Annotated in this window: 17 protein-coding genes; 1 reads left to right on the top strand and 16 read right to left on the bottom strand. The window is 53.9% G+C overall.

Features of this window, described 5'->3' with window-relative positions:
• Positions 1–6 precede the first annotated feature (6 nt).
• The 7 genes from FGI04_RS03525 to ndk form a co-directional block, all read right to left on the bottom strand.
• Positions 7–627: a YfgM family protein gene (locus tag FGI04_RS03525; RefSeq protein ID WP_407273880.1), complete on the bottom strand. Its 621-nt coding sequence runs from the start codon at positions 625–627 to the stop codon at positions 7–9.
• A gap of 13 nt (positions 628–640) precedes the next feature.
• A complete protein-coding gene (gene hisS / locus FGI04_RS03520) occupies positions 641–1,915 on the bottom strand; it encodes a histidine--tRNA ligase (protein ID WP_407336272.1) in 1,275 nt (424 codons plus the stop codon).
• Between the two features lie 156 nt (positions 1,916–2,071).
• Complete coding sequence (ispG, locus tag FGI04_RS03515; protein WP_407336271.1) at positions 2,072–3,193, bottom strand: flavodoxin-dependent (E)-4-hydroxy-3-methylbut-2-enyl-diphosphate synthase; 1,122 nt, start codon at positions 3,191–3,193, stop codon at positions 2,072–2,074.
• A gap of 36 nt (positions 3,194–3,229) precedes the next feature.
• The gene (gene rodZ, locus FGI04_RS03510; protein WP_407336270.1) at positions 3,230–4,264 is read right to left on the bottom strand and encodes a cytoskeleton protein RodZ; all 1,035 of its coding nucleotides are present in this window, start codon (positions 4,262–4,264) and stop codon (positions 3,230–3,232) included.
• Positions 4,254–5,009: a type IV pilus biogenesis/stability protein PilW gene (pilW, locus tag FGI04_RS03505; RefSeq protein WP_407336269.1), complete on the bottom strand. Its 756-nt coding sequence runs from the start codon at positions 5,007–5,009 to the stop codon at positions 4,254–4,256. Before pilW ends, rodZ begins: the two co-directional genes overlap by 11 nt.
• A gap of 198 nt (positions 5,010–5,207) precedes the next feature.
• Positions 5,208–6,386 (bottom strand): dual-specificity RNA methyltransferase RlmN, encoded by a 1,179-nt coding sequence (gene rlmN / locus FGI04_RS03500; RefSeq protein WP_342700200.1) that lies wholly within the window; start codon positions 6,384–6,386, stop codon positions 5,208–5,210.
• A gap of 176 nt (positions 6,387–6,562) precedes the next feature.
• The gene (ndk, locus tag FGI04_RS03495; protein ID WP_012885704.1) at positions 6,563–6,991 is read right to left on the bottom strand and encodes a nucleoside-diphosphate kinase; all 429 of its coding nucleotides are present in this window, start codon (positions 6,989–6,991) and stop codon (positions 6,563–6,565) included.
• Positions 6,992–7,482: 491 nt separating this feature from the next.
• On the opposite strand from ndk, the gene sseA reads away from it, so the two are divergent.
• A complete protein-coding gene (gene sseA, locus FGI04_RS03490; RefSeq protein WP_407336268.1) occupies positions 7,483–8,337 on the top strand; it encodes a 3-mercaptopyruvate sulfurtransferase in 855 nt (284 codons plus the stop codon).
• 115 nt (positions 8,338–8,452) lie between these two features.
• Here sseA and sseB read toward each other — a convergent pair whose 3' ends face one another.
• From sseB to iscS, 9 genes are all read right to left on the bottom strand, one after another.
• Positions 8,453–9,247 (bottom strand): enhanced serine sensitivity protein SseB, encoded by a 795-nt coding sequence (sseB, locus tag FGI04_RS03485; protein ID WP_407336267.1) that lies wholly within the window; start codon positions 9,245–9,247, stop codon positions 8,453–8,455.
• A gap of 94 nt (positions 9,248–9,341) precedes the next feature.
• The gene (gene pepB / locus FGI04_RS03480) at positions 9,342–10,637 is read right to left on the bottom strand and encodes an aminopeptidase PepB (protein WP_407336266.1); all 1,296 of its coding nucleotides are present in this window, start codon (positions 10,635–10,637) and stop codon (positions 9,342–9,344) included.
• Positions 10,638–10,737: 100 nt separating this feature from the next.
• Entirely contained in the window at positions 10,738–10,938 is a 201-nt protein-coding gene (gene iscX, locus FGI04_RS03475; RefSeq protein WP_012885708.1) for a Fe-S cluster assembly protein IscX, read from the bottom strand.
• Between the two features lie 11 nt (positions 10,939–10,949).
• Entirely contained in the window at positions 10,950–11,285 is a 336-nt protein-coding gene (fdx, locus tag FGI04_RS03470; protein WP_012885709.1) for an ISC system 2Fe-2S type ferredoxin, read from the bottom strand.
• Position 11,286: 1 nt separating this feature from the next.
• Positions 11,287–13,137 (bottom strand): Fe-S protein assembly chaperone HscA, encoded by a 1,851-nt coding sequence (gene hscA / locus FGI04_RS03465; protein WP_342700195.1) that lies wholly within the window; start codon positions 13,135–13,137, stop codon positions 11,287–11,289.
• Between the two features lie 74 nt (positions 13,138–13,211).
• Positions 13,212–13,730 carry a co-chaperone HscB gene (hscB, locus tag FGI04_RS03460; protein ID WP_342700194.1) on the bottom strand — a complete coding sequence of 173 codons (519 nt, stop codon included), beginning with the start codon at positions 13,728–13,730 and terminating at the stop codon, positions 13,212–13,214.
• Positions 13,731–13,834: 104 nt separating this feature from the next.
• A complete protein-coding gene (iscA, locus tag FGI04_RS03455; RefSeq protein WP_012885712.1) occupies positions 13,835–14,158 on the bottom strand; it encodes an iron-sulfur cluster assembly protein IscA in 324 nt (107 codons plus the stop codon).
• A gap of 25 nt (positions 14,159–14,183) precedes the next feature.
• Positions 14,184–14,570 (bottom strand): Fe-S cluster assembly scaffold IscU, encoded by a 387-nt coding sequence (gene iscU, locus FGI04_RS03450; RefSeq protein WP_342700193.1) that lies wholly within the window; start codon positions 14,568–14,570, stop codon positions 14,184–14,186.
• A gap of 24 nt (positions 14,571–14,594) precedes the next feature.
• Positions 14,595–15,809, bottom strand: coding sequence for a cysteine desulfurase (gene iscS / locus FGI04_RS03445; RefSeq protein ID WP_226092678.1), 1,215 nt, complete (start codon positions 15,807–15,809; stop codon positions 14,595–14,597).
• Positions 15,810–15,828: the final 19 nt, after the last annotated feature.

Below are 15,828 nucleotides of genomic sequence, written 5' to 3'. Positions count from 1 at the left end.
TCCCTCTTAGCTGGGCAGATTATTCAGTTTGATACGCAACAGGGATTGCAGACCCTGAGAAGGTTTTGCCGCCATACCTTTACTGTAAGCATCTCGAGCGCCCTGATTGTCGCCTTTGCTCGCCAGCACATCACCGCGAACGTCAGCGACCATCGCCGCCCAACCTTCCAGCTTGATAGTATCCAGCGTCTTCAGCGCCTCATCCGGCTTCTTCTGCTGCAATAATACGCGAGCCAGACGCAGGTTAATCATCGCCTGTAGATCGCCATCTTTGGTTTGGCTCAACGCCAGGCGGAGCTGCTGCTCAGCCTTGGCGATATCACTTTTTTCAACAAACTGGTGCGCCAGCGCCAGTGCCGTCAGCGCGCCATAATTGCCGTGATCACCGGCAGCAAATTTTTCAGCGCCAGCAACGCCTTCTACCGTACCAGCAGACAGCGATTCGGTGACTTGCTGATAGGCAGCAGAAGCCGCCATCGCGCTACTTTCCTGATGATTTTGCCAAAAGCGCCAACCGACCAGGGCACCGACACCCAGCACCACGCCGATAGCCAGCGCCTTGCCGTTTTCAGCAAAGAAGCGGCGAATTACCTCAACCTGTTCGTTCTCAGTGGTATAAACTTCCACGCTGCCTTTCTCCTTAATTCAGTAACGCCGCCAGGCGCGCCGCTACATCCGCTTGAGACAGAGTTTCCTGCTCGCCGTTGGTCAGGTTTTTCAGCACGACCTGCCCGGCCGCCACTTCGGTTTCACCCAGCACCAACGCAACCCGAGCCCCACTCTTATCAGCACGGGCAAACTGTTTTTTGAAGTTACCGCCACCGTAGTTGGTCATCAGTTTCAGTTGCGGTAACGCGTCACGCACGTTTTCCGCCAGGCGAATCGCCGCATGTTGCGTACCCGCACCCGATGAAATCAGATAGACATCAACGGCAGGTGGTGCGGCAAACGCCGGATTGACCTCTTGCACCAACAACACCAGACGCTCCAGCCCCATGCCAAAGCCTACCGCCGGGGTACTGGAACCACCAAGCTGCTCAACCATGCCGTCATAACGGCCACCGCCACACACCGTTCCCTGCGATCCCAGACTGGTGGTCACCCATTCGAAAACGGTACGGTTGTAATAGTCCAGCCCACGAACCAGCCGCGGATTAACCTTATATGGGATACCTGACTGCGTTAAAAGTTCACACAATTCATCGAAATGCGCACGAGAATCATCATCCAGATAGTCGGTCAGTACCGGTGCGTTATCCAGTAACGCCTGCACCTGTGCATTCTTGGAATCCAGTACCCGCAACGGATTGGTATACATACGACGCAGGCAGTCTTCATCCAGCAGATCTTTATGCTGTTCCAGAAACGCGATCAGCGCATCACGGTAACGCGCACGGGCATCCAAAGAACCAATGGAGTTCAGTTCCAGACTAACATGCTGATCGATCCCCAATACACGCCACCAGCGGGCGGTCATCAGAATCATTTCCGCATCCACGTCCGGCCCTTTCAGACCAAACACTTCGCAACCCAGTTGATGGAACTGACGATAGCGTCCTTTCTGCGGACGCTCATGACGGAACATCGGGCCGGTATACCACAACCGCTGCTCCTGATTGTACAGAATACCGTGTTCAATCCCGGCGCGAACGCACCCCGCAGTCCCCTCGGGACGCAATGTCAGGCTGTCGCCGTTGCGGTCTTCAAACGTGTACATTTCCTTTTCAACGACATCGGTCACTTCGCCGATCGCACGTTTGAACAACGAAGTCTGCTCGACGAGCGGGGTACGAATTTCGCTATAGCCGTACCCGCGGAGTACCTGTTTCAGGCTATCTTCAATACGCTGCCACAGTGCCGTTTCGGCTGGCAGGTAGTCGTTCATGCCACGGATGGCTTGAATATTCTTTGCCACGTCAGTTCTCTATGCGTTTTCAGAAAGTAATGCGCTGTTAAAAAATAGACCCGATTATAGAAGCAACGACGCAATGTCTTCAATGTCGCTGCCGCCATCATCGGGTGCTTCAGTTCAGGAATTCGTACCGGATCGCATCCAGACTTGCCGGATGGATCACTTATCCACCATATTGACAGCGATACGCTGTTTTTCATCCAGCATAGACGCCTTGGCGCGGATCCTGGCTTCCAGTTGATCGATCATATCGTCGTTGTCAAAGCGCTCTTTCTGGCGTACGCCATCTTCGTAAAAACCGCTCTTCTTATTGCCACCGGTCACACCCAGCGTCGAGACCAGCGCTTCACCTGGGCCGTTGACCACGCAACCGATAATGGAAACATCCATCGGCGTAATGATATCTTCCAGTCGCTGCTCCAGCGCGTTCACGGTGCTGATAACATCGAACTCCTGACGTGAGCAGGTCGGGCAGGCAATAAAATTAATGCCACGTGAACGGATACGCAGTGACTTGAGGATATCAAAACCGACTTTGACCTCTTCCACCGGATCCGCCGCCAACGACACCCGCAGGGTGTCACCGATGCCTTCAGAAAGCAGCAAGCCAAGGCCAATCGCTGACTTCACCGCTCCGCTACGCGCGCCACCCGCTTCTGTGATGCCTAAATGCAGCGGTTGATCAATACGGGACGCCAGCAAGCGATAGGACTGCACCGCCAGAAAGACATCCGACGCCTTCACGCTGACCTTGAACGAATGGAAATTAAGGCGATCGAGGATATCCACGTGGCGCATAGCGGATTCCAGCAACGCTTCCGGCGTCGGCTCGCCATACTTTTCCTGCAAGTCCTTTTCCAGGGAACCGGCGTTGACACCGATACGAATCGGAATATTTTTGTCACGCGCACAATCTACCACCGAACGAATGCGCTCTTCGCTACCGATGTTGCCAGGATTAATACGCAGACAATCAACTCCGTATTCCGCTACTTTGAGCGCAATACGGTAGTCAAAATGGATATCCGCCACCAGCGGTACATCCACTTGTTGTTTAATCAGACGAAATGCTTCTGCGGCATCCATCGTCGGCACCGACACACGCACGATATCCACACCAACCCGCTCGAGCGACTTAATCTGCCTGACTGTCGCGTCAACATCGGTAGTACGGGTATTGGTCATCGACTGCACTGCAATCGGTGCACCGTCACCGACAGGCACCTTGCCGACATAAATCCGGGTTGATTTGCGGCGGTTGATGGGTGCGGGATTATGCATCACTTCTTCTCCACAATTGCCAGTGCGACGGCACGATTACTCTGCCGTCAGCGTAATACGAGCCACCTGATGGCTTTTGACAAACCGGCTCAAATCAACCTGTTTGCCCTGAAACTCGACTTGTACCGCACCCGGCGCGCCGATTTTCAACCGGTACGGCGCCTGGCCGGTCAGGTTCAACACATTGCCATTACGTTGTACGCCGCTGAACAGTTTTTTACCGGCAGCATCCACCACTTCCAACCAGCAATCCGCGGTAAAACGCATCACGATAGCGCCTGGTGCTTCCGGCGTTGTCGCCGCGCTGGCCGGTGCGGTAGCGGTCTGGTTTAACAAAGGCTGATCAGACGATGCAGGAGCCTGAGACGCGCTCCCTGCCACTGCAGGCGTATTATTCGCTGTCGGTGCAACCGGCGTCGACACAGCCGGTTGAGACGGTGTTGCGGCCGGTGAGTTCAGCGCAATAGGCTGCCCATTATTCGTCGTCGCATTATTCGTCGTCGCATTATTCACCGCTGTATTATTCACCGCCGTATTGTCATCGGTATCAACCGGCTCCGGATCAGTGTTTACATCGCTTGCCTGCCCGCCGTTATGGTTCTGGGAAGCAGTAGCGTGATCCACCATCGAATTGATTTCCTGCTGTTGCGCCTGATGATTCTGCCACCACCAGGCGACGGTCAGGCCCAACACGCCAATCAAAATCAGCCAGGTGAACAACATCAACCAGCCATCACGCTTTTTGCGGCTTTTACCTAATGCCAGACTCTGCATCGGTGCCACATTGGAAACGCGGCTTGGCATAACCTGCTTTTCCAGCATCGGCAATAATTCATCTTCGGGGAGGTGAACCAGTCGGGCATAGGAGCGGATGTAACCGCGAAGAAAAGTAGGAGCAAGACCAGCAGGCGTATTGTTATCTTCTATTTCACGAACGGTCGATAGTTTCAGGCATAACCGTTCAGCAACAACCTGTTGCGTCAATCCCAGTTGCTCGCGCGCCTCACGCAAACGTTCGCCAGGAGTCATTATTGTTGCTGCAGTATTATCTTGAGTGGCTTCAGTATTCATTAGCTAAGAACTGCTGGTACTGTTTGGATTGTGGAAAACTTCGCGCCAGCAATCCGCCATAACGTTCTACTTCGTCATGATGATTCGCCAGCGCGGCGAAACGAATCTGTAGCCACACACTTTCGGCGCTTGCCGCAAGCTGTGACTGATAAATATTCAGGAGCAATCGCGCCTGATCATGGCGCCCGGCGTTGAAACGATTTTCCGCCTCCGCCAGAAGCCGATTGCCTTTCGCAGGATCGTATCTCAGTGCACGACTGAGCCACTGGCCTGCCTCATCTGACTGCCCGGCTTTGAGAAAGCAATATCCCGCGTTCTCAAGCGCATCGGCAACCTGATGGTAATCAGGGAGTTGCGCGGCAGCGGCAAATTGCTGTTGCGCCGCTACATACTGCCCTAAACCACAGAGAAACGCACCGTAATTATTCATCACGCCGCCGTTAGCGGGCGCCTGTCGCAACAGACGTCGATAGCGTTTTTCAGCCGCCGGGTTTTCGCCAATACGCTGTTCGTACAGCGCCATACCTAACTGGGTGCGGTAATCATCCGGTGCGAGTTGCTCTGCTTTTTGCAGATTATCACGCGCCGCATCAAGATTATTCCGAGCCAAATATTCCAGCCCGAGTTGCAACCGCGTTTGTGCCGCCGCAGGGTTAGCCTGCTTCGACGGCGCGTGTAAACACCCAGCCAGTAATACACTACCTGCGACCAACGCCACACGTTTTCCCGGCAACGTCCGTTTCATCCCTGATGCTCCTTGCAGCCATCCTGGCTCGTCACCTCTGTGACATGTTAACGCAATCGATGACCTACCACAGCCTGTCATCAACCAGCAACGGCATAAAGCTGCCGCCGGGCCTTCAATGACCCCACCGTATGATAAGCCCCGAAAACGTATTTATCACCTGCTTTCCTCAGAAAGCAGGTTGATTTGACATCATTTTCAGACGGTTTTTACCGCAATCGTGTCGCGTTGCATCTTTTTCTTCAACGTGCGCTTGGTGCGATCCACCACTTCTCCCGCTAACTGACCGCACGCCGCATCGATATCATCACCGCGAGTTTTACGCACGATAGTCGTAAAACCGTACTCCATCAATACCTTGGAAAAGCGGTCAACCCGGCTGTTGGAACTGCGGCCATAAGGCGCGCCAGGGAACGGGTTCCAGGGGATCAGGTTTATCTTGCACGGCGTGTCTTTCAGGCATTCCGCCAACTGATGCGCATGCTCGGTGCCGTCGTTTATGTGATCCAGCATCACGTATTCCACCGTCACACGCCCCTGGTTCGCGTTGGATTTGTCCAGATAGCGTCGTACCGCCGCCAGGAAAGTCTCGATATCATACTTTTTATTAATCGGCATGATTTCGTTACGAATTTCATCCGTTGGCGCATGCAGGGAAATCGCCAGCGCCACGTCAATCATATCGCCCAGTTTATCCAGTGCAGGGACAACCCCGGATGTTGACAACGTCACCCGACGTTTAGATAAACCGAAACCAAAATCATCCAGCATGATTTCCATCGCCGGTACAACATTGGTCAAATTCAGCAACGGTTCACCCATCCCCATCATCACCACGTTGGTGATAGGACGCTGCCCTGTCACTTTAGCGGCACCGATAATTTTCGCCGCACGCCACACCTGCCCGATAATTTCAGATACGCGCAGGTTGCGGTTAAACCCCTGCTGCGCGGTAGAGCAGAATTTGCACTCCAGCGCACACCCCACCTGTGAGGAAACACACAGGGTGGCACGGTCATCCTCTGGGATGTACACCGTTTCCACACGCTGGCCGTCAACCAGAATCGCCCACTTGATGGTGCCGTCAGAAGAGCGTTGCTCGTCCACGACCTCCGGTGCCCGAATTTCCGCGATCGCCTGCAGCTTACCGCGCAGTACCTTATTGATGTCGGTCATCTGGTTAAAATCATCACAGCAGTAATGATAGATCCATTTCATGACCTGATCGGCACGGAACGGTTTCTCACCTAGCTCCGCAAAAAAGGCGCGCATTTGCTGGCGATTGAAATCCAACAGGTTGATTTTTTCATTGCTGCTGGCGGCAACGGCGATAGCGTCGGATACAGCAACGGCGGAAGATACGGTTTGCTCAGACATAAATTGACTCATGGCCTCGTTGTTACACGTTATGGCGCGAAAGGGAAACGGATAAAGAAACGCCCTGGTTAAGCGCGTGCTCACCCAGGGCGCGGCATTGTACAAATTTTATAACACCCGCGCTACCTCAGCCTGATTATTTCACCGGGAAGCGCGTGTCTGGCCGACGATAGCGGTTAGCTACGCGGGAAAATTTCGTCAGCGCTGAAGAAATAAGCGATTTCACGCTCGGCAGATTCCACAGAATCTGAACCATGTACCGCATTCGCGGTGAAGCTGTCAGCATAGTCAGCACGCAGGGTACCTGCCAGCGCGTTAGCCGGGTTGGTAGCGCCCATGATATCGCGGTTACGCTGTACAGCGTTTTCCGCCTGCAACACCTGCACCATGATAGGGCCAGAGGTCATAAAATCCACCAGACCGTCAAAGAACGGTTTGCCTTTATGCTCAGCATAGAAACCTTCTGCCTGTTCGCGGCTCAGGTGCAGCATTTTAGAGGCAATAATAGTGAAACCCGCGCTTTCGAAACGGGCATAAATCGCGCCGATCGCGTTTTTGGCAACTGCGTTTGGTTTGATAATAGAGAAGGTACGTTCTACCGTCATAGTGGCCTCATCCAATAACATGTCATAACAGCTGGTCATACCCTAAATAATTCGGGTTGCAGGAAGGCGGCGACGCAGTGAATCCCTGGGAGCTTACATAAGTAAGTGACCGGGGTGAGCGACAAATCGGCACTCGCCGATTTGAACGCTGCTTGCTGCGGCCCGTATAGGGCGAGGCCCATTGATGGGCCGAGTAAGAAAGCCAACGCATCTGCAACATGAAGTATGACGGGTATAGATAAAGTTATAATACCAGCCCGTGTAAAGTGGCGCCGATTATAGAGGCACAGCCATGACTTTCCCATCAGGAAAATAACATTTTCGTAAAAAAAATTTATCCTCTTTGTCGGTACGCTACCTGCACGGCGATAACAAATCTGGCCCAGGCCTGCCGCTATAGCAGACACCTTGCTCAGAGCTGAAATATTACTGACAATGCCATCACTTGACACATGCAGGATCGGTCGAATCGATCCATACGGGGAGGTTTTATGTCTACATCTGCCGCTGGGCTGTTTGTTAGCGCGTCCTGGCTGAATACGCATCGCCACGATGCCGATATCGTCTTGATTGACGCTCGCATGCTGCCGCCAGGCAACGATACACGCGATGTCGCCGCCGAATACCGTGCAGAACATGTGCCGGGCGCGGTGTTTTTCGATATTGAGTCCCTTTCAGACCACCACACCCCGCTGCCGCACATGATGCCAGACACCACGACCTTTGCTGACGCACTGGGCAAATTGGGGCTGAGCGAGCAACAGCATCTGGTGATTTACGATGAAGGCAACCTGTTTTCCGCACCACGGGCCTGGTGGATGCTGCGACTGGCCGGCGCTCAACGCATTTCTATCCTCAGTGGCGGTCTGGCTGGCTGGAAACAGCAGGGCTTCGCGCTGGAACAAGGAAACGTGTCGCCCGTTGCCAACGTATTCCACGCCCAAACGCCAGCCGCAGGCACCATTCGCTCGCTTGATGACGTGCTAAACTTTTGCCGCACCGGTGATGAACAAATTGTTGATGCTCGCCCTGCGCCGCGCTTTCTCGGTGAAGTGGATGAACCCCGGCCGGGGTTACGCCGTGGACATATTCCTGGCAGTTTCAACGTTCCCTGGAACCAGTTGGTTGACAATGGCGCGCTAAAACCAGCGGATGAACTGGCGGCCATCTTTCATCAGGCTGGTATTGATATCCAGCGTCCGATTGTCGCCAGTTGCGGCTCCGGTGTGACAGCATCCGTCGTGCTACTGGCATTGTTTGTACTCAATGCACCGCACATTTCGCTCTATGACGGTTCCTGGAGTGAATGGGGCGCACGTGATGACGTGCCGGTCGTTACCGGCTAGCGATGATGCCCCTCTAAACAAATGTTCGATGCATAAAAACGGCACCGGCTGATAGGGCCTGTGCCGTTTTTATGTGCTCTGCATTTACTGCGAATCCGCCATCACGGCGTTCCCGCTAGGCCTGCACGTTATTTTTGAATTCGCGCAGGAAGCTGCCCCATTTGCGCTCGTAAAATGGCGTAGTGTGACGAATCAGGAAATGACTGATACCGGGTTCTTCATTATTCACCAGACAAATATCAATCGGACGATCATCAGGCTGCGTATCCGTTGCCACCGAACCAGTAGCCTGAATCAACTCCTCCACCTCATCGCCATAGATATCCAGACCAATCAGCAAATGTGGTTGTTCTTCATCGGGTTCCTGAATCTGCGCCAGAAACGCCCGCTTGACGTTACGGTGCTTGCTGAACAATTGAGTCAGCGATTCAATCATCTGTGTTGGCATCTCTGCCGGAATACCGATTTTCAGTTCGGTATCGCCATCCAGAACATGCTGTTGCACCAGACCATTACCCTCAGCGGATAACAGGTGCTCAATCTCCTGCGGCAGAAACTCTTTGCCATACGGTAACTTCGGGTTCAGAAACAGCGTGGCACCACGGGTGATATCGAACAGCGTTCTGGCAGGTAACGCCAAAAATGCCTGTTCATCGGTCACCGCCAGTTGTAACGCTTCCAGCGAAGAAAAAAACGGGATAGCGGAACCACCATCGGGTTTCTCCCAATGCTGCAACTGTAGCCCGCTGTCTGCCGAGACAACGTCACCGGATATTTCGTTTTCTTCGCTGTGACCGAGCACATACACCGTGGCTTCCAGCAATTCGCTGAAAAACTCAGGACGGTGCGCCGGTTCCGATGCGGCCAGCTTTAACACCTCTTCCAGCCGATTGTGGGGTGAAAACTCCATAACTCTCCTCGATGCTTAACATGAGTAGTAAGCACAGTAACGACAACAGGGAACATCGGTTCCCTGTTGTCGTCTTCACGTTGCCTGAACCAGGTTAACCCGCTTTATGCAGCAGGAAATCAGCCAGCGTACGCACGCCTAAACCGGTTGCACCAGCAGACCATTGATCCACCGCCGACTTACGATAGGTGGCAGAACAGTCGATATGCAACCAGCCCTGCTGGTAGTTTTTCACAAAGTGAGACAGGAACGCTGCCGCTGTGCTGGCACCGGCAGTATGGGCTGCACCCGCCACATTATTCAGTTCAGCGAAGTTAGACGGTAAATGCTGGCGATGGAACTCTTCCAGCGGCAAACGCCAGAACGGCTCGTCTTCACGACGGGCGCTATCCATCAGCGAATCAATCATCGCATCGTCGAAGCTAAACAGCGCGTGGTAGTCATTCCCCAACGCCGTTTTAGCCGCGCCGGTCAGGGTCGCACAATCCACAATCCACTGCGGATTCTGCTCAGACGCGTCAATCAGCCCATCGGCCAGAACCAGACGCCCTTCCGCATCGGTATTCATGACTTCGACGGTTTTACCATTACGATAACGAATGATGTCACCCAGACGGAACGCGCTGCCGCTGACCATGTTATCTGCACAGCACAGATACAGTTTCACACGCTGTTGCAAACCACGAGCCGCCGCCAGTGCCAGTGCGCCGGTTACCAACGCCGCCCCCCCCATATCCGACTTCATGGAGTCCATGAAACTGCTGCCTTTCAGGCTGTAACCACCGCTATCAAAGGTGATACCTTTACCAACCAGACAGGCCAACACCGGTGCGTCTGCGTTGCCAGTCGGGTTGTAATCCAACGCCAGCAGTACCGGCGAACGTTCTGAACCGCGACCAACGGTATGCAGGCCAGCATAGTTCTGCTCGCGCAGATCCTCACCTTTGGTAATGCGATAAGAGATAGCGTCGCCCGCCACGCTACACAGCAGATCGATAGCACGGGTAGCCAGTTGCTCCGGCCCCAAATCTTCCGCAGGCAGGTTGATGGTATCACGCACCCAGTCAACGATTTTCAGACGGCGCTCCAGCTCCTGCTGCTGCGCTTCAGGTAAAGTGGCCCACTCCACCGTACGTTTGCCTTTCGGCCCACGGTACCCCTGCCAGAACGCCCAACTGCTTTCCAGATCCCAGCCATCACCAGCCAGTTTGACGTGTTTGATGCCTTGCCCATCGATTTTACGGGCAGCGCGCTGAATGATGGTCTGTGGCTTATTGCCGGACAGATGAATGGTAAATCCCTGCTCATTGGCGGTTAACGAGGCTTTCTCACCCCAGCGTGAGTCTGCTGGCTGATGGGAAAGGGTAATCAGCATCGCTTCAGTTGTCATACATCTACTCCAAATTGGGCCTTGTTCTTGTCAGCCCACTATCGCCATGATGAAAAAAGAGAAAACGGGCCATCTCAAGGTGGCCCGTTGACTAATTTAGTTATTCGGCTTCATCCAGCCACACGAGCAGGATAGCTTCCAGAATTTTTTCGTTTGACGCATCAGGTTCGTCGTCAAACTCATCCAGTTCACAAATCCAGCGGTGTAGATCGGTAAAACGCACGGTTTTTGGGTCGGTATCTGGATACAAGTCGTACAGCGCTTCGCCGATTTCGCGGCTATCGGTCCATTTTAATCCCATGAGTTACCCCATCAATGTTCGCGTGCATGGTTAATGGTATAACGCGGAATTTCTACCACCAGATCTTCATCGGTGACACGCGCCTGGCACCCCAGGCGACTTTCCGGTTCCAGTCCCCAGGCCTTGTCCAGCATGTCGTCTTCGTCTTCGGTACTTTCCGGCAACGAATCAAACCCTTCGCGAACAATGCAATGACAGGTGGTACAAGCGCAGGATTTCTCGCAGGCATGCTCTATCTCAATACCGTTACGCAATGCCACGTCCAGAATGGTTTCACCACTGTTCGCTTCTAAAACCGCCCCTTCCGGACACAAATCCTGATGCGGCAGAAAAACAATCTTGGGCATGTTATACCTCGTCCACGGAATGCCCCGCCAGCGCACGGCGAATAGATTCATCCATCCGGCGGGCAGCGAATTCCTGGGTTTGTTGATCTAATTTTTTAATCGCGGCCTCAATCGCTGAGGCATCGGTTTCCTGTGCAACTTGTTGCAAATGCAAACTGGCAGCGTCTATCGCCGCTCGCTCTTGCGGGGAGAGCAACGCGGCATCGGCCGCCAACGCGCTGTTGAGGCTTTCGAGCACGCGCGTGGCTTCCACCCGCTGTTCCGCCAGCCTGCGCGCGCTAATATCACTCTGCACGTTCTGCATGGAGTCGGTAATCATGGTGGCGATTTCATCATCGCTCAGGCCATAAGACGGCTTGACCTGAATCGAGGCTTCCACCCCGGTGGATTTCTCCATCGCAGTAACGCTCAGCAACCCGTCGGCATCCACCTGGAACGTGACCCGGATATGTGCACCACCAGCAGGCATAGCCGGAATGCCACGCAGCGTGAAACGGCCAAGCGAACGACAATCCTGTACCAGCTCGCGTTCACCCTGCAACACGTGAATCATCATCGCGGTCTGGCCATCCTTGAAGGTGGTGAACTCCTGCGCGCGCGCCACCGGAATCGTGGTATTACGCGGAATCACTTTCTCGACCAGTCCCCCCATGGTTTCCAGTCCCAGTGACAACGGGATCACATCCAGCAACAGCATTTCACTGTCTGGTTTGTTACCGACCAGGATGTCCGCCTGGATAGCCGCGCCAATAGCCACCACCTTATCCGGGTCGATAGAGGTCAACGGCGTGCGACCAAAGAATTCGCCGACCTGCTCACGCACCAACGGGACGCGGGTGGAACCACCAACCATGACGACTTCTTTCACGTCATCCACATCAACACCCGCATCTTTGAGCGAGCGACGACAAGACAACAGCGTGCGTTTCACCAGCGGTGCAATCAACGCATTGAACTGTTCACGGGTAATCTCACCTTGCCAGCCCGCGACCGATACCGGCACAGAGTGCGACTCACTCAGGGCGATCTTAGTCTGTACAGCGGTATTGAGCAGCGTCTGTTGCAATTGATGATCATCACGCACGACGATCCCGGCCTGTTCTCGGATCCACTCAACCAGCAGATGGTCAAAATCATCCCCACCCAAAGCCGAGTCACCGCCGGTCGCCAGCACTTCGAATACCCCACGGCTAAGACGCAGGATAGAGATATCAAAGGTACCACCGCCCAGATCATATACGGCAATCACGCCTTCCTGACCGGAATCCAGACCATAGGCTATCGCCGCCGCCGTCGGTTCATTGAGCAGGCGCAGCACATGCAGACCCGCCAGACGGGCGGCGTCTTTGGTGCCCTGACGCTGGGCGTCATCAAAATAAGCAGGCACAGTAATCACCACGCCGTCAGGTAACCCATTGAGGGCCTCTTCAGCACGGCGGGTCAGCGCAGACAGAATGTCGGCCGAGATCTGAATTGGATTGCGTGGACCACCAGCGGTTTGCAACACCGGCAAACCATTCTCGCTGGCGGTAAACTGATAAGGCAGATGAGGATAACGCTGCTGGATGTCAGAAAGTGACCGTCCCATTAAGCGCTTGACGGAACTGACGGTGTTAACCGGGTCAATGGCCGCCTGCTGACGAGCCTCCCAACCAACAGTGTGCCCGTCAGCGTCATAATGCACAACGGACGGTAACAGGTGACGCCCGTTATGGTCAGGCAACGTCTGTGCCTCACCACTTCGGACCGTGGCAACCAGAGAGTGGGTAGTTCCCAGATCAATGCCAACAGCCAAACGGTGCTGATGCGGCGCTGCACTCAGTCCTGGCTCGCTGATTTGTAATAAGGCCATATTGAGCTTCCATCAATTGGCGGGCGGGCAACGATGACATCAGGCCATGATTGCCCTACCGGATTGAATGTGACTTATCGTTCCAGCAATTGTTCTTCGAGTTGTTCGACCTGCTGCTGGAGTCGATCAAAAAAGCGTAGTTTACGCACGGTATCCGCTGCATCCGACCAGGATTCAGCATCCAGCTCGCTCACCATTTGCTCGCTACGCTGGCGGATCATCCCTTGCAGACGCTGTGCAAATGCTGCCAGTGCACTTTCCGCATCCGGTCGGCGTTCAATCTCATCGAGCTCTTCGCGCAACTCCATCTGCTCCATCAGGAATGCAGTATCATGGAGCGTATGCTGTTCGCTGCTCAAATCGAAGCCGTGCAAAGATAGCATATACTCGGCGCGTTTCAGTGGGTGCTTTAGCGCCTGATAGGCATTATTGATGGTGGCTGCCTGTTGTAACGCCATCATACGGTCGCGTTCCGGGCTGGCGGCAAAGCGGTCAGGATGAAACTGGCGCTGCAGTTCCTGAAACCGGGAAGCAAGCAGGCTGCCATCCACCTTATAGCGAATCGGCAGCCCGAATAAAGCAAAGTAATCCATAGTGTGCTCTGAGTTCGCAGACAATTCATGCACGCCCGCCGTGCTATATACAGAAGCACACCACACGGCAGGGGCCAGTCAACAGACCGGCCAGCGGTCAAACATTAAACATTAAAGCTTTCGCCGCAACCGCACTCGCTGGAAACGTTAGGGTTATTGAACTTGAAACCTTCGTTCAGCCCTTCCTTGACGAAATCCAACTCGGTGCCGTCAAGGTAGACCAGGCTTTTACCGTCAATAATGACCTTCACGCCCTTGTCTTCGAACACCACATCGTCGGTGTTCAGTTCATCAACAAATTCCAGCACATACGCCATACCGGAGCAACCGGAAGTTCTCACCCCCAGACGTAAACCGATACCTTTGCCGCGGTTAGCCATAAAAGCATTAACACGTTGTGCAGCACTGTCGCTCAGGGAAATCGACATAGCAAACCTCTAATTCATCTGCCTGTTATTTGTCGCTACGTTTGCTCTTGTAATCGGCGATGGCGGCTTTGATAGCGTCTTCAGCCAGAATAGAGCAGTGAATTTTCACCGGCGGCAATTCCAGTTCTTCGGCGATTTGGGTGTTCCTGATCGATTCGGCTTCCGTCAGACTTTTGCCTTTCACCCACTCGGTGACCAGCGAGCTGGAAGCGATAGCGGAACCGCAACCGTAGGTTTTAAAGCGGGCATCTTCGATAATCCCCTGCTCGTTGACCTTGATTTGCAGTTTCATCACGTCACCACAGGCCGGTGCGCCCACCATACCGCTGCCGATACTCGGATCAGACGAATCGAACGAGCCGACATTGCGCGGATTTTCATAGTGATCAATTACTTTTTCGCTGTAAGCCATAATATACGTCCTGATTCCTGCGAATTAATGGTGCGCCCATTCGATGCTGTTGATATCCACGCCTTGCTTGAACATGTCCCACAATGGAGACAGATCACGCAGACGGCCGATGGATTTACGAACCAGATCGATGGTGTAGTCAATTTCTTCTTCAGTCGTGAAGCGACCCAGAGAGAAGCGGATGGAGCTGTGCGCCAGTTCATCGTTCATCCCCAGTGCACGCAGCACATAAGAAGGCTCCAGGCTGGCAGAGGTACAAGCCGAACCGGAAGACACCGCCAGATCCTTCAGCGCCATGATCAGCGACTCACCTTCTACATAGTTGAAGCTGACGTTCAGTATATTCGGTGCGCCCTGCTCCAAATCGCCGTTCAGGTACACTTCTTCGATATCGTTGATGCCGTTCCACAGACGATCGCGCAGAGTACGCAGGCGAATAGCCTCCTCGGCCATTTCTTCTTTAGCGATGCGATAGGCTTCACCCATGCCGACAATCTGATGGACCGGCAGGGTACCAGAACGCATACCGCGTTCGTGGCCGCCGCCATGCATCTGCGCTTCGATACGCACACGCGGCTTACGACGCACATACAGCGCGCCAATCCCTTTCGGACCGTAAATCTTGTGACCGGAGAAAGACATCAGGTCAACTTTCAGTTGGCTGAGATCAATCGGCAGTTTGCCTACGCTTTGGGTCGCGTCGACATGGAAAATAATGCCGCGACTGCGACACATTTCGCCGATGGTCGCGATGTCCTGCACCACGCCGATTTCGTTATTCACATGCATGATGGACACCACGATAGTGTCATCACGCATAGCCGCTTCCAGCTCTTTCAAATCAATGATGCCGTTGCGCTGCGGTGCCAGGTAAGTCACTTCAAACCCTTCGCGCTCAAGCTGACGGCAGGTATCCAGCACAGCTTTGTGTTCTGTCTTGCTGGTAATGATGTGCTTGCCTTTTTTCTGATAGAAATTCGCCGCACCTTTGATAGCCAGATTGTCGGATTCGGTAGCGCCAGAAGTGAAAACGATCTCACGCGGGTCCGCACCAACCAGTTCAGCCACCTGATTACGGGCGATATCTACCGCCTCTTCCGCCTGCCAACCAAAACGGTGAGAGCGTGAGGCTGGGTTGCCGAACGTACCGTCCAGCGTCAGAAACTGCATCATTTTTTCGGCTACGCGCGGGTCGACCGGTGTGGTAGCGGAATAATCCAGATAAATGGGTAACTTCATTGCTCTTAAACTCCGTACA

It is taken from the genome of Dickeya ananatis (assembly GCF_019464615.1).
In the GTDB taxonomy this organism is placed as follows: domain Bacteria; phylum Pseudomonadota; class Gammaproteobacteria; order Enterobacterales; family Enterobacteriaceae; genus Dickeya; species Dickeya oryzae.
This window is presented reverse-complemented; position numbering and strand designations above follow the sequence as displayed.

Coding starts and splice junctions, on each gene's coding strand:
- ispG (WP_407336271.1), bottom strand. CDS start 3,193: ATGCATAATCCCGCACCCATCAACCGCCGCAAATCAACCCGGATTTAT.
- rodZ (WP_407336270.1), bottom strand. CDS start 4,264: ATGAATACTGAAGCCACTCAAGATAATACTGCAGCAACAATAATGACT.
- pilW (WP_407336269.1), bottom strand. CDS start 5,009: ATGAAACGGACGTTGCCGGGAAAACGTGTGGCGTTGGTCGCAGGTAGT.
- rlmN (WP_342700200.1), bottom strand. CDS start 6,386: ATGTCTGAGCAAACCGTATCTTCCGCCGTTGCTGTATCCGACGCTATC.
- ndk (WP_012885704.1), bottom strand. CDS start 6,991: ATGACGGTAGAACGTACCTTCTCTATTATCAAACCAAACGCAGTTGCC.
- sseA (WP_407336268.1), top strand. CDS start 7,483: ATGTCTACATCTGCCGCTGGGCTGTTTGTTAGCGCGTCCTGGCTGAAT.
- sseB (WP_407336267.1), bottom strand. CDS start 9,247: ATGGAGTTTTCACCCCACAATCGGCTGGAAGAGGTGTTAAAGCTGGCC.
- pepB (WP_407336266.1), bottom strand. CDS start 10,637: ATGACAACTGAAGCGATGCTGATTACCCTTTCCCATCAGCCAGCAGAC.
- iscX (WP_012885708.1), bottom strand. CDS start 10,938: ATGGGATTAAAATGGACCGATAGCCGCGAAATCGGCGAAGCGCTGTAC.
- fdx (WP_012885709.1), bottom strand. CDS start 11,285: ATGCCCAAGATTGTTTTTCTGCCGCATCAGGATTTGTGTCCGGAAGGG.
- hscA (WP_342700195.1), bottom strand. CDS start 13,137: ATGGCCTTATTACAAATCAGCGAGCCAGGACTGAGTGCAGCGCCGCAT.
- hscB (WP_342700194.1), bottom strand. CDS start 13,730: ATGGATTACTTTGCTTTATTCGGGCTGCCGATTCGCTATAAGGTGGAT.
- iscA (WP_012885712.1), bottom strand. CDS start 14,158: ATGTCGATTTCCCTGAGCGACAGTGCTGCACAACGTGTTAATGCTTTT.
- iscU (WP_342700193.1), bottom strand. CDS start 14,570: ATGGCTTACAGCGAAAAAGTAATTGATCACTATGAAAATCCGCGCAAT.
- iscS (WP_226092678.1), bottom strand. CDS start 15,809: ATGAAGTTACCCATTTATCTGGATTATTCCGCTACCACACCGGTCGAC.